The sequence below is a fragment of the Streptomyces sp. NBC_00258 genome, from assembly GCF_036182465.1.
Lineage (GTDB): Bacteria > Actinomycetota > Actinomycetes > Streptomycetales > Streptomycetaceae > Streptomyces.
Window position 1 is genome coordinate 6,955,918 of the sequence record NZ_CP108081.1, and the last position, 12,901, is coordinate 6,968,818.

Sequence of the window (12,901 nt, forward strand, 5' to 3'; positions counted from 1 at the left end):
AGGAACACGCCATGGAATTCAGGGTTCCTGTCCCCTTATGAGGGATCGTTTCACCCGTACGGATTAAATGTGCGCAAGCAGGAAGAAGGGGCCACCGCCCGGCCCCTACGGTCGCACGGGTGATGAGCCGCAGTCCCGAGACCTCGACCCGCACCACCAGCGCACACCGGGCGCACCGCGAGGCGCGCGACCGGGCGGCGGCGCGCACGCTGGCGCAGTGCCCGCCTCCGCGCTACGAGCCGTACCTGGACGGTCTGTTCACCTACTGCCTGTCCGTGCTGTGCGACCACGACACGGCGACCGCCGCCCTCGGAGACGTTCTCGCGCTGGCCGAACGCCGCGGCCAGCGCGGCCCGGAGGCGCCCGACGACCGCAGGGCATGGCTGTACGCCCTCGCCCGCTGGTCGTGCCTGCGCAAGCTCGCCGAGGCCAAGCAGAAACGTCATGGCGCCCATGCGCTGGGACGTTCCGAGGGTGCGCACGCCTCCGGCCGCCCCCAAGGTGCGTACGCCGGCGTCCACCGCGCCGCCGCCGCGGTCGCCGACCGCCCCGGCGGCCAGACAACAGACCGGGCGGCAGACCGTACAGCCGACCGCACAACCGACCGGCCCTCGGACCGGGCCGCGGACTCGACCGCCGACCTCCTCGCCGCCGCCGAGGAGGACCGTCGCCGTCGTGAACTCGCCCTGCTGGCCTGGCCGGAGGCCGCCGGTACGACGCCCGAACAGCGTGAGGCGCTCGAACTGGCCGTACGGCACCAGCTCGCCGCGCACGAGGTCGCCGCCGTCCTCGGCATGGACCTGGCCGCCGCCCGCGAACTCCTGGCGACGGCCGCCTGCGAGGTCGAGCGCACGCGCGCGGCCCTCGCCGTCGTCGAGACCGGCACCTGTCCGGGAGTCAGCCGGCTCACCGGAGACAACCACCTCGTCCTCAGCACGGCCCTGCGCCGCGAACTGGTCCGGCACGTCGACGACTGCCCGCGCTGTCGCCGTACCGCGGAGCGCGCGGTCCCCGGCTCCTGGCCCGGCACCAGCGTCACGCCCGCCGCGCTGCCCGTACTCGAAGCCCCGCGCGCGGCCCTCCACAGGGCGATGACGCACGTCCCACGCGCGCGGGGCGGCGGCCCGCGCTTCGACCGGCGCGGTTTCCCGATGGACCCCAAGGACCGCGCGGCCCGTCGTGACCGCCTCCGCGCGCGTGCCGTCACCACCACCGTCGTCGCCACCGTCGTGGCGGCACCCGTACTCGCTCTGTGGGCGGCCTACCGAGGCGCACCCCTCACCGGCGAGGGAACGGACGGCCGCCCGGTCACCGCGAACGAGGCGCACGGCCCCGACGGACTCGGCGGCGAGGGGCCCGGCTACGAGAACGCCGGCAACGCCAGCACCAGGCCCGACCCCCGCTTCACCCGGGGCGGCGACTCGCCTGACGTCTCCGTGGAAGTCATCGGAGTGGCCTCGGGACAACAGAAAACCGGCCTCTCCGTAGAGGCCGGTTCCAGCGGCGACACGACGCTGATCACCCTCACGGCGACCGGGAGTTCACCGGTCCACTGGTCCGCGCACACCGGAGCGTCCTGGCTCTACCTCAGCCAGTCGTCCGGAACGCTGGAGCCCGGCGAGTCATTGACGATCAAGGTGTACGTCGATCATCTGCGCGAGCCGATCGGTCGCTGGAGCGCGAGCGTGTCGGTGGCACCCGCGGGCGCGGTGGTCACGATCGACGGCTACGGGACGGCGGGCCCGAGCCCGACGCATCCGGGGCCCCGCCCGGATCCGCCCGCGCCGACACCGACCCATCCCGGTCCGACCGGCCCGGGGCCCGACCCGGAGCCCACGCCGAGCGATCCGCCGCCGTCCAGTCCCGATCCCGAGCCCACGCCCAGCGACACGGCTCCGTCGGACCCGGAGCCGGAACCCCCGCCGGAGTCCTCCGGAGGTTCTACGCCGCCGCCCAGTGGTACTCCGAGTGACAGTGGCGACCCGAGCCCGTCGGAGGGCTGAACGCTTCCGCCGGCCGGTCCTCGTCCGCGAGCAGTCGTGGGCCGGTCGCGCAGTTCCCCGCGCCCCTGACGGGGCGCTGGCCCTTACGGGGCGGCGCCTATTTGCCGACGGGGTCCGCCGGATGCGGAGCCAGCAACGGCAGCTGGGACGCCAGGCGCTCCTCGCAGAGCTCCACCAGGCGGTCGTAGCCGGCCTTGCCCATCAGCTCGATCAGTTCCGGCCGGTACGAGACGTAGACCGGGTCGCCCGCGCCGTGCGCCGAGGTCGCCGACGTGCACCACCAGTGCAGGTCGTGCCCGCCCGGACCCCATCCGCGGCGGTCGTACTCGCCGATCGAGACCTGGAGCACCCGGGTGTCGTCGGGCCGGTCGATCCACTCGTACGTACGCCGGACCGGCAGCTGCCAGCAGACGTCCGGCTTGGTCTCCAGGGGCTCGCGGCCCTCCTTGACGGCCAGGATGTGCAGCGAGCAGCCCGCGCCGCCCGCGAAGCCCGGCCGGTTCTGGAAGATGCACGAGCCCTGGTACGGCCGGGTCTGCCGGTCGCCGTCCTCGTCCTTCGAGACCCAGCCGGTCTCGGTCCCCACCTCGTGGTTCTGCCACATCTCCGGCGTGAGCCTCGCCACATGCCCGGCGACGCGCTTCTCGTCCTCCTCGTCCGAGAAGTGGGCGCCCAGCGTGCAGCACCCGTCGTCCGCGCGGCCCGCCTGGATTCCCTGGCAGCCGCTTCCGAAGATGCAGTTCCAGCGAGAGGTCAGCCATGTCAGATCGCAGCGGAAGATCTGTTCGTCGTCGGCCGGATCCGGGAACTCCACCCACGCACGCGCGAAGTCGAGCCCCTTCTCGTCGCCCTGCTTGGGGAGATCCGGGGACTTCTTGGACTTGGCCGCGCCCTTGGCGGACTTGGCGGACGCTGCCGACTTGTCGGGCTTTGCCTTTTTCGTCTTTGGCACGAGTCCAGGGTAAGTGGCCGGGAAGCCATCCGGGGACTGCTGGGCGTTCCGCGCGCAGTAGCGTTCCGTACATGAGACTCGGTGTCCTCGACGTGGGATCGAACACGGTGCATCTGCTGGTGGTGGATGCACACCCCGGCGCGCGCCCGCTGCCCGCGCACTCGCACAAGGCGGAGCTGCGGCTCGCCCAACTCCTCGACGAGAGCGGCGCGATCGATTCTGTAGGAGTCGACAAACTGATCGCCGTTGTCCAGGAGGCGCTGGAGGCCGCCGAGGACAAGGGCGTCGAGGACCTGCTGCCGTTCGCGACCTCCGCCGTGCGGGAGGCCAGCAACGCCGACGACGTACTGGCCCGGGTGCGCGCCGAGACCGGCGTCGAGCTCCAGGTCCTCACCGGCGCGGAGGAGGCGCGGCTCACGTTCCTGGCCGCCCGCCGCTGGTTCGGCTGGTCGGCGGGGAAGCTGCTCGTCCTCGACATCGGCGGCGGCTCGCTGGAGATCGCGTACGGCATCGACGAGGAGCCGGACGCGGCGGCCTCGCTGCCGCTGGGCGCGGGCCGGCTGACCGCGGGCTGGCTGCCGAACGATCCCGCTGACCCGGCGGACATCAAGGCCCTGCGCCGCCATGTGCGGGCCCAGATCGCCCGTACGGTCGGCGAGTTCAGCCGCTTCGGCGCCCCCGACCACGTGGTCGCGACCTCCAAGACCTTCCGGCAGCTCGCCCGTATCGCGGGGGCCGCCCGCTCGGCCGACGGCCTGTACGTCCAGCGCGAGCTCAAGCGCCGCTCCCTGGAGGACTGGGTCCCACGCCTCGCCTCCATGACCACCGCCGAACGCGCCGAACTCCCCGGCGTCTCCGAGGGCCGCGCCAACCAGCTCCTCGCCGGCGCCATCGTCGCCGCCGGCGCCATGGACCTCTTCGGCGTAGAAACCCTGGAAATCTGCCCCTGGGCCCTGAGAGAGGGCGTAATCCTCCGAACCCTGGACCAGATGGCGACCCCGTAGCCCCCCGAACCCGCCCGGGGACCCAGCACCAGTCGCAATCTCTCGGGGGCGCGGAAGCCGGGGACGCGGGCAACGGCGCAGTCTTCGGGCGCACGGGGAACGACGCAGTCTTTCGCGGCGCGAGGAACGGTGCAGCCTCTTGGGGGCACGGGGAACGACGCCGCCTCTTGGGGGCGCGGGGAACTGCGCAATCTTTTAGGGGCGCGGGGAACGGCGCGAGCAACCCAAGCCGGCCGTCACCCGACACACGACCTCAGCCCCACCCCCCCAGGGGCGCGGGGAACGGCGCGAGCAACCCGAACCGACCCGCACCCGACACACGCCCCGATCCCACCCCCCCGGGGCACCCAGAGTCGCGGGGAACTGCGCGACAAGCCACACCCACCCCTCACCCAACCCGCACCCACCCACGAACCGAATCCCCAACGGCAACCAGCCACCCCGACCAGCCCCCCGACCGTCACCCCCCGGCCAAAGCCCCCCACCCGAACACAACCACCAGAGCCACCCCGTAACCTGTCCCCGTGGCAGAACCAGTCGTGCGCATCCCGGATGCGAAGGTCGCACTGTCCACGGCCTCCGTGTACCCGGAGTCGACGGCAACGGCCTTCGAGATCGCCGCACGCCTCGGCTACGACGGCGTCGAGGTCATGGTGTGGACCGACCCCGTCAGCCAGGACATCGAGGCCCTCCGCCGCCTCAGCGACTACCACCAGGTCCCGATCCTCGCGATCCACGCCCCCTGCCTGCTCATCACCCAGCGCGTCTGGTCCACCGACCCGTGGACCAAGCTCCAGCGCGCCCAGGCGGCGGCCGAGAAACTCGGTGCGAGCACGGTCGTCGTACACCCCCCTTTCCGCTGGCAGCGCCAGTACGCGCGTGACTTCGTCACCGGGATCTGGCGGATGGCGAACGAGACGGACGTACGGTTCGCCGTCGAAAACATGTACCCCTGGCGTTACCGCGACCGCGAGATGCTTGCCTACGCCCCCGACTGGGACGTCACGAAGGAGGACTACCGCCACTTCACGATCGATCTCAGCCACACGGCGACCGCCCGCTCGGACGCGCTTCAGATGATCGACCGCATGAGCGACCGCCTCGGCCATGTCCACCTCGCCGACGGCAACGGCTCCAACAAGGACGAGCACCTCGTCCCCGGCCGCGGCACACAGCCCTGCGCCGAGCTGCTGGAACGCCTCGCCCTGTCCGGCTTCGACGGCCACGTCGTCATCGAGGTCAACACCCGCCGGGCCATGTCCAGCGCCGAACGCGAGGCCGACCTGGCGGAGGCCCTCGCCTTCACCCGGCTCCACCTGGCCTCGGCCGTACGGGTCCCGCGCTCGTGACCAGCGCCGCCCCGCGCCGCCGCGGACGCCCCTCCCACGCGGACTCCGCGGACACCCCCGCGGCCCCCGACCGCATTCTGGCGGCGGCCCGCGAGGAGTTCTCCGAGCGGGGGTACGAGAAGACGTCCGTACGCGGCATCGCCAAGGCCGCGGGCGTGGACTCGGCGCTCGTGCACCACTACTTCGGCACCAAGGAGCAGGTCTTCGAGGCGTCCATCGAGGTCGCCTTCGGGCCTCTCCTGAGCGCCCCGGGCTCGATCGCGGAAGGCCCTCTCGACGGCGTCGGCGAGCGGCTGGCCCGCTTCTTCTTCGGAGTCTGGGAGAACCCGGCCACCCGCAAGGCACTGCTCGCGATCGTCCGCTCCGCAGTGAACAACGAGGCCGCGGCCGGCGTCTTCCGTCGCCTGATCTCCACCCAGCTGCTGCGCCGCGTAGCCGCCCAGCTGGACCTCCCGGACGCCGAGCTCCGCGCCGAACTGGCCGCCGCCCAACTCGTGGGCATCGCGATGCTGCGCTACGTCATCAAGGTCGAGCCCCTGGCGTCGGCGGACCCGGAGCAGATCATCGAGAGGGTGGCCCCGGCAATCCAGGCCCACCTGACCGCGCACCGTCTCTAGGAACGCGGGGAACTGCGCGACGGGCCCCACCTGGCCGGCAGCCGAAAGCCGAGACGCCCATCCCGTATTCCGGACACCGCGTCGGCAACCGGAACGACCGGCGTACGCTCGACGTGAGTCATTACTCTCCGAAGGAGCGAGCGACGATGCCCGAGCTGAGGTCCCGCACAGTCACCCACGGCCGCAACATGGCGGGCGCACGCGCCCTTATGCGCGCCTCCGGTGTACCGGGCGCGGACATCGGCCGCAAGCCGATCATCGCGGTCGCGAACAGCTTCACCGAGTTCGTGCCCGGCCACACCCACCTCCAGCCGGTCGGCCGGATCGTGAGCGAGGCCATCACGGCCGCAGGCGGCATCCCGCGCGAGTTCAACACGATCGCGGTCGACGACGGCATCGCGATGGGCCACGGCGGCATGCTCTACAGCCTGCCCTCCCGAGACCTGATCGCGGACAGCGTCGAGTACATGGTGGAGGCCCACTGCGCCGACGCCCTGATCTGCATCTCGAACTGCGACAAGATCACGCCCGGCATGCTGATGGCGGCCCTGCGCCTGAACATCCCGACGGTCTTTGTCTCCGGCGGCCCCATGGAGTCCGGCCGCGCGACCCTGGTCGACGGCACGGTCCGTACGCTCGACCTGGTCGACGCGATCTCCGACGCCGTGAACGACAAGATCTCGGACGAGGACATCCTCCGTATCGAGGAGAACGCCTGTCCGACCTGCGGCTCCTGCTCCGGCATGTTCACGGCCAACTCCATGAACTGCCTGACGGAGGCCATCGGCCTCTCTCTCCCCGGCAACGGCTCGGTCCTCGCCACGCACACCGCCCGCAAGGCGCTGTACGAGGACGCGGGGCGCACGGTGATGGACATCACCCGCCGCTACTACGAGCAGGACGACGAGACGGTCCTGCCGCGCAACATCGCCACGATCGCGGCCTTCGAGAACGCCATGGCGCTCGACATCGCCATGGGCGGCTCGACCAACACGATCCTCCACCTGCTGGCCGCCGCCCAGGAGGCGGGCGTCCCGTTCGGTCTCGACGAGATCAACGACGTCTCGCGCCGCGTGCCCTGTCTCGCCAAGGTCGCCCCGAACGTGGCCAAGGACCGGACGTACTACATGGAGGACGTGCATCGGGCCGGAGGTATCCCCGCTCTGCTCGGCGAACTGCACCGCGGCGGCCACCTGAACGAGGACGTGCACTCGGTCCACAGCCCGTCCCTCTCCGACTGGCTGAAGACCTGGGACGTCCGCGCCGGCTCCCCGTCCCCCGAGGCGCTGGAGCTGTGGCACGCGGCACCCGGCTGTGTCCGTTCCGCCGAGGCCTTCTCCCAGTCCGAGCGTTGGGAGGCCCTCGACGAGGACGCGGAGGGCGGCTGCATCCGCTCGGCGGAGCACGCGTACTCGAAGGACGGCGGCCTCGCGGTCCTCAAGGGCAACCTCGCCGTCGACGGCTGTGTCGTGAAGACGGCGGGCGTGGACGAGTCGATCTGGACCTTCGAGGGCCCGGCGGTCGTCTGCGAGTCGCAGGAGGAGGCCGTCGACAAGATCCTCAAGAAGGAGATCACGCACGGCGACGTCGTCGTCATCCGCTACGAGGGCCCCAAGGGCGGCCCCGGCATGCAGGAGATGCTCTACCCGACGTCCTTCCTGAAGGGCCGCGGCCTGGGCAAGACCTGCGCCCTGATCACCGACGGCCGCTTCTCCGGCGGCACGTCCGGCCTGTCCATCGGCCACGCCTCCCCGGAGGCGGCCTCCGGCGGCACGATCGCCCTCGTCCGGGACGGCGACCGCATCCGTATCGACATCCCGAACCGCGGCATCGAGCTCCTGGTCTCCGACGAGGAGCTGGCCACCCGCCGCGAGGCCCTGGGCGGCGTCTACGCTCCGGCCGGCCGCGAGCGCAAGGTCTCGGCCGCCCTCCGCGCATACGCGGCGATGGCGACCAGCGCGGACAAGGGCGCAGTCCGAGACGTCTCCAAACTCGGCTAACCCCCGCACCACCCCATCACGTGGGCCCGCCCGGTCCTCACCACCGGGCGGGTTCGCCGTTTGCGGGGCTCAGTGCTTGCTTGCGGCACGGCACGGCACGGCACGGCACGGCAGGCATGGCATGGCATGGCATGGAACCGTGCGGCTCGTCACGGGTGCCGGGGTACTACCAGCCGGCGGGCTTGCGGGCGTCCACCGCGAAGACACTTCCGTCGGGCGCGCTGCCGAAGACCTTCCCGTCCATGACGACGGGCAGGGGCAGCTCGGCCACCACTCGTGCCATGTCGCCGCCGAGGCGGGGGCGGGTCTGGCCCAGGGGGTCGCCGCTCCGGACGTCCGTGGCGAGAAGGCGGCCGTCGGGGGCGGTGACGTACACGTGACTGCCGGACACCACGGGCCTCGACGGACGGCTGACCGATGTCTCGAGGCGCCATCGCTCGGTGCTCTTCCCGGCCTGGCGCGTATCGACGGCCACGAGTGAACCGCCGACATCGCTGAGGTACACGACTCCACCGCTCTCCGCGGCCGAGGCCCGGTCGAGCGGAGTCGGCAGGGGCACCCGGTGGACGCTCCGCTCCCCGCTCTTTCCGCTGTCGATCCGGACGACCGCGTCGACCAGCTGATCGACGTTCGTCGACATGAGGTGGACGGCCCCGTCCGGAGCGGCGAACGGGCTCAGGTTTCCCGCCGCTGATCTCGTCCACTGCACGGTGCCGCGGTCCGCGGACACCGCGCTGACCTGTGTGACGGATCCGTCGGCCGAGGGCGTCGCCGCATAGAACACCCCGGCTTCGTCCGATCCGCCGATCCACTGCGTGCCCAGGCCGCCGACATGCGAATCCCAGCGCTCCTTGCCCGTCGTGCTGTCCAGCGCCCGCACGGTGCCGCGCTCCCCGACGAGGAGCGTGGTGTCCGCGGTGTGCACGACGGACGCGTACGCGGAGATGTCGGCGTCCCATTTCTGTTTCCCCGACCGGGGATCGAGCGCGCTGAGCCGGCTGCCGCTCGTGATGTGCAGCAGTCCGCCGGACAGCTCGGGCAGTGCTTTCGCGTCCGCCGAACCACCACCACCGTCGCCGCCGTCGTCGGCCACATCGTTCTTCTCGCCGACGTCCCCGGCCTTGTGCGACCAGACGATCCGGCCGTCCGTGGGGTCGAGCCTCGCCGCCGCGATCCCTGGCGCCGAGCAGTAGAGGGCGCCTCCACCGGATGTACAGACCGGAGGCGTGCCCTGTGCCCGAGCGCTGCCGAGGCTCGTACTCCACGGCCGAAACGCTTCGGGGCTTTCCGCGGCGGATCCGGTCGACGGTGTCTCGGACGAGACCCATTCCCGTACGCCCAGGACGCCTCCGACAGCCAGCACGAGCGCGACGCCGACCGCCGTCGCCCGTCTGAGACGGCGGCGAGCGCGCGGGGGAGCGACGGGCTCCGGCCGCGGGCTCGCGGCGATGTGTGTCTCCTCCGGAGGGCGCCGCTGGGCGGGAATGCGGGGTGCCGAAGCGGGTGCCGGCTGCCGCAGGGCGTCCATCACCTCGGCGGGCACGGGCCGTTCGTCGGGATCCTTCGCGAGGCAGCGCAGGATCAACGGCACCAGGTCGTCCGGGACACCCGCCAAGTCCGGCTCGTTGTGCACCACTTGATACGCGACGATGTACGGGCTGTTGGAGTCGAAGGGCCCGCGTCCGGTCGCCGCGTGGGCGAGCACCGCGCCCATTGCGAACACGTCGGCGGCGGGCCCGACCTCCCTCGGCCGCTGGAACTGTTCGGGCGCCATGAAGGGCGGCGAACCGATCAACTTCCCTGTCTCCGTGCGCAGATCACTGTCCGTCGGACGCGATATCCCGAAGTCGATGACCTTGGGGCCGTCGGGCGCGAGGAGAACATTGCTCGGTTTGAGATCGCGGTGCACCACCCCGACGCGATGGATGTCGCGCAGCGCCTCGGCCAGGCCCGCACCGAGCCTGCGCACCTCGTCGGGCTCCATCGCACCATTCCGCTTCACCTGCTCGGCGAGCGTCGGGCCAGGTATGAACAGCGTTGCCATCCACGGCAGTTCGGCGTTCGGATCCGCGTCCACCACGGGTGCGGTGAAGGCCCCGCTCACTCGTCGGGCGGCGCTCACCTCCTGCCGGAAACGCGCCCTGAACTCGGGGTCCGCCGCGTACTCGGAATGCACGACCTTGATCGCGAGACGCAGCCCGGAAGCAGACGTCGCGAGATGCACCACACCCATGCCGCCCGCGCCCAGGCATGACTCGAGGCGGTACTGCCCGGCGTATTCCGGGTGTTCCGCTTCCTTGCCGGGACCGAAGCTGCGCAGCGGGGCCATGGCCCACCCCCGTGATCTGTGTCCGCGAGCGCGACGCACGGAGCCTAGTCGATGGTGCGTGCGATGTCGGAGGGGCTTGCTAGCCTGCGCGGGTCGCGTGTGAAAGACGTGCACAGGACAAACATCAACGGGGGAGGCCGGAATGGCTGTTGAGGACAGAACGAGCACGGTCGAAGGCGCAGCGGAGGGGACGGCGACCGAGACACTGGCCGCCGCGGAAAGCACGGAGGCGCTGGCGGTCCGATACCCGGTCGCCCCGGGTGTCCGCCTGAAGGTTCGCAGCGGGCCCGGCACGCAGTACCAGCTCATCAAGGTGCTGCCGCTCGGATCCCGCGTGCCGATCAACTGCCAGAAGCCCGGCGAGTGGGTCACCGGCACCTACGGCACGACGAACATCTGGGACAACATCGCGAACGGCCAGTACGTCTCGGACGCGTACGTGAACACGGGCAGCGACGGCTACGTGGCGCCGCGCTGCGCCTGAGCCGTGCGGGACGCGAGATCCGAGAGGGACACACATGAGGGGGACACAGATGAGGGGAGAAAGATGAGGTTCGGCAAGGGCAGAGGCACTCTGATCGCCGGTGCGGCGGCCGGGGCCTTCCTCATGGTCATGGGCTCGCCCACGTCCGCGAACGCGGCGGCGGCACGCGCGTACCCGATCGCACCGGGCTACACCGTGAACGTCCGCAGCGGCCCGGGCACCGGGTACTCCATCGTCGGCACCCTGCGCGTGGGCTCCAGTGTCCGGATCTACTGCCAGACCCCGGGAGAGACGATCAGCGGGCCCTACGGCACGACGAACATCTGGGACAACGTCGCGAACGGCGAGTACGTCTCGGACGCGTACGTGAACACGGGCAGCGACGGCTACGTGGCCGCGCGCTGCGGCTGATCCCTCTGCGCCCCTGAGCGAAACCCGAACACTCGGAACAAGCCCGAACACCACCGCCACGTCCGCCCCTTCGACACCGAGCCCGGACTCAGGCCCGGACTCAGGGTAGGGACGAGCCCGAGAATCGCCCCGCCCGCAGGCCACTCCGTCTGCGGGCGGGGCGATAATCGAGCGGTGAGCGACGAAACCGGCACCCCCACAGGCCCCCGCCCCGAACCGATCCGCTTCTTCGGAACGACCTGGGTGGACCACGACGGCGGCTATGCGGGACGCCGCGCGACCGTGGCCGCCGGCTCGCTGGCGGCCGCAGTGGCGAGCTGCCTGATCCTCCGCTTCGCCTACGAGGGACTGGCGATCGCGGCCGTGGGCGGCTTCGTCACCCTCCTTGTCGTCGTGATGTTCGCGATCTGCAGCGCGATCGCCTTCCGCCGTACCTGGGAGGGCTTCACCGAGCGCCCCGACCCCGACACCCAGGCATCCCTCCGCGGCCTCCTGGCCATCGGCTTCGTGGGCGCCCTCCTGGCCTACTTCTTCCGCTCCCTCACCGAGGCCCCGGGCGAAAAACTCCACCGCCGGGAGTACGAGGCGGCCCGCGCCGAACACACCCGTCGAGCCTCCCGCCGCACCGGAAACCCATCCCGCAAGCGCCGCCGCTAGCGGCTCCGCCCCAGGCCCCAAAGGGGCGCGGGGAACTGCGCACGGGGGTTCGGGGGCGGAGCCCCCGAGTAAGTGACGGGAATGGGTAGGGGCGGCGGGGGCGAAAACCTCCCCACCCTCACCCCAACCTCTTACCGAAGCCCACTGTCCCCCACCCCCGCCCAAGGCCACCATGGCGGCATGACCGCCTCCTCCCGCGCCCACCACCACACCCGAGCCCACTCCTTCAACGCCGCCGCAGCCCAGTACGCCGCGAACCGCCCCTCCTACCCACCCACCCTCTTCGAAGCGATGGAGCACGCCGCAGGCCACCCCCTGGCAGGCGCCCGAACCATCGACGTAGGCGCAGGCACAGGCATCGCAACCACCCTCCTGCACGCCCGCGGCGCAAACGTCGTAGCGGTCGAACCCGGCGACGGCATGGCACGCCAGTTCCGCCGCACCCTCCCCGACGTCCCCCTCGTACGCGGCGACGGCAACGCCCTCCCCTTCACCGACGCCTCGGCCGACTTCGTGACATACGCCCAGGCCTGGCACTGGACGGAGCCGGCCCGGGCCGCCCCGGAGGCGATGCGCGTCCTGCGCCCGGGCGGCGCCCTCGCCCTCTGGTGGAACATGGACGCCCTGGACATCCCATGGATCGCAGCCCAGGAGCAACGCGTAGAGCGGTACTTCGGCGGCGACGCCGTCGGCAAGAAGGGCGGCACCTCCGCCCGCGCCGAGACCGCCTTCGCCGGCGCGATCACCGTCCCGGACATCACGCACCACCAGGTCCGCTGGACCCGCAGCGTCCCCCTCGACACGCACCTCGCCAACATAGGCAGCCACTCGATCTTCCTCGTCCTGGGTGAGGAGGGCACGGCCTCCTTCCTCGCCGAGGAGCGAGAGCACCTCCTGGAGGTGTTCCCGCACGGCCTCGTCGAGGAGACCTACGACGTCGACCTCCTGGTCGCACTCCGCCCCTGACCCCACCACCCACTTTCCGGCGCCCGCCACCCACCACTCGGCAACCACCACGGGGCCCTTCACTCACCACCCGGCGCCCCACGTACCGCACGAGCCCCCGCCACGCGCCCCAGCCCAGCCATGCCCCCG

At 71.4% G+C, this 12,901-nt stretch carries 11 protein-coding genes; 9 read left to right on the plus strand and 2 right to left on the minus strand.

Annotation, left to right across the window (positions count from 1 at the left end):
• Positions 1-119 precede the first annotated feature (119 nt).
• Complete coding sequence (locus tag OG718_RS30985; protein WP_443055173.1) at positions 120-2,003, plus strand: BACON domain-containing protein; 1,884 nt, start codon at positions 120-122, stop codon at positions 2,001-2,003.
• A gap of 97 nt (positions 2,004-2,100) precedes the next feature.
• Here OG718_RS30985 and OG718_RS30990 read toward each other — a convergent pair whose 3' ends face one another.
• The gene (locus tag OG718_RS30990; RefSeq protein ID WP_306939305.1) at positions 2,101-2,955 is read right to left on the minus strand and encodes a hypothetical protein; all 855 of its coding nucleotides are present in this window, start codon (positions 2,953-2,955) and stop codon (positions 2,101-2,103) included.
• Positions 2,956-3,026: 71 nt separating this feature from the next.
• Here OG718_RS30990 and OG718_RS30995 point away from each other — a divergent pair, with 71 nt between their 5' ends.
• The 4 genes from OG718_RS30995 to ilvD all read left to right on the plus strand — a co-directional run bounded on the left by OG718_RS30995 (position 3,027) and on the right by ilvD (position 7,925).
• Positions 3,027-3,959, plus strand: a complete 933-nt coding sequence (locus OG718_RS30995) for a Ppx/GppA phosphatase family protein (protein ID WP_143640466.1) — start codon at positions 3,027-3,029, stop codon at positions 3,957-3,959.
• 524 nt (positions 3,960-4,483) lie between these two features.
• Entirely contained in the window at positions 4,484-5,308 is an 825-nt protein-coding gene (locus OG718_RS31000; protein ID WP_143640467.1) for a sugar phosphate isomerase/epimerase family protein, read from the plus strand.
• Positions 5,305-5,925 carry a TetR/AcrR family transcriptional regulator gene (locus OG718_RS31005; protein ID WP_306939306.1) on the plus strand — a complete coding sequence of 207 codons (621 nt, stop codon included), beginning with the start codon at positions 5,305-5,307 and terminating at the stop codon, positions 5,923-5,925. Before OG718_RS31000 ends, OG718_RS31005 begins: the two co-directional genes overlap by 4 nt.
• A 146-nt stretch (positions 5,926-6,071) precedes the next feature.
• Entirely contained in the window at positions 6,072-7,925 is a 1,854-nt protein-coding gene (gene ilvD / locus OG718_RS31010) for a dihydroxy-acid dehydratase (RefSeq protein ID WP_328845736.1), read from the plus strand.
• A 166-nt stretch (positions 7,926-8,091) separates the two neighbouring features.
• Here the strand turns inward: ilvD and OG718_RS31015 are convergent, their stop codons facing one another.
• On the minus strand, positions 8,092-10,254 hold the full coding sequence (locus tag OG718_RS31015; protein ID WP_328845737.1) for a serine/threonine-protein kinase: 2,163 nt from the start codon (positions 10,252-10,254) through the stop codon (positions 8,092-8,094).
• Between the two features lie 142 nt (positions 10,255-10,396).
• On the opposite strand from OG718_RS31015, the gene OG718_RS31020 reads away from it, so the two are divergent.
• The 4 genes from OG718_RS31020 to OG718_RS31035 all read left to right on the plus strand — a co-directional run bounded on the left by OG718_RS31020 (position 10,397) and on the right by OG718_RS31035 (position 12,772).
• Positions 10,397-10,738: a peptidase gene (locus OG718_RS31020; protein ID WP_143640471.1), complete on the plus strand. Its 342-nt coding sequence runs from the start codon at positions 10,397-10,399 to the stop codon at positions 10,736-10,738.
• A gap of 63 nt (positions 10,739-10,801) precedes the next feature.
• Positions 10,802-11,149, plus strand: coding sequence for an SH3 domain-containing protein (locus OG718_RS31025; protein ID WP_186001287.1), 348 nt, complete (start codon positions 10,802-10,804; stop codon positions 11,147-11,149).
• A 174-nt stretch (positions 11,150-11,323) separates the two neighbouring features.
• Positions 11,324-11,806 carry an EamA/RhaT family transporter gene (locus OG718_RS31030; protein WP_143640472.1) on the plus strand — a complete coding sequence of 161 codons (483 nt, stop codon included), beginning with the start codon at positions 11,324-11,326 and terminating at the stop codon, positions 11,804-11,806.
• 180 nt (positions 11,807-11,986) lie between these two features.
• A complete protein-coding gene (locus tag OG718_RS31035; protein ID WP_328845738.1) occupies positions 11,987-12,772 on the plus strand; it encodes a class I SAM-dependent methyltransferase in 786 nt (261 codons plus the stop codon).
• The last annotated feature ends 129 nt before the right edge of the window (positions 12,773-12,901 follow it).

Bases quoted from the DNA above. Each gene is read 5' to 3' on its own strand.
- OG718_RS31015 (WP_328845737.1), bottom strand. From the start codon at position 10,254: ATGGCCCCGCTGCGCAGCTTCGGTCCCGGCAAGGAAGCGGAACACCCG.
- OG718_RS31035 (WP_328845738.1), top strand. From the start codon at position 11,987: ATGACCGCCTCCTCCCGCGCCCACCACCACACCCGAGCCCACTCCTTC.
- ilvD (WP_328845736.1), top strand. From the start codon at position 6,072: ATGCCCGAGCTGAGGTCCCGCACAGTCACCCACGGCCGCAACATGGCG.
- OG718_RS30995 (WP_143640466.1), top strand. From the start codon at position 3,027: ATGAGACTCGGTGTCCTCGACGTGGGATCGAACACGGTGCATCTGCTG.
- OG718_RS31020 (WP_143640471.1), top strand. From the start codon at position 10,397: ATGGCTGTTGAGGACAGAACGAGCACGGTCGAAGGCGCAGCGGAGGGG.
- OG718_RS31025 (WP_186001287.1), top strand. From the start codon at position 10,802: ATGAGGTTCGGCAAGGGCAGAGGCACTCTGATCGCCGGTGCGGCGGCC.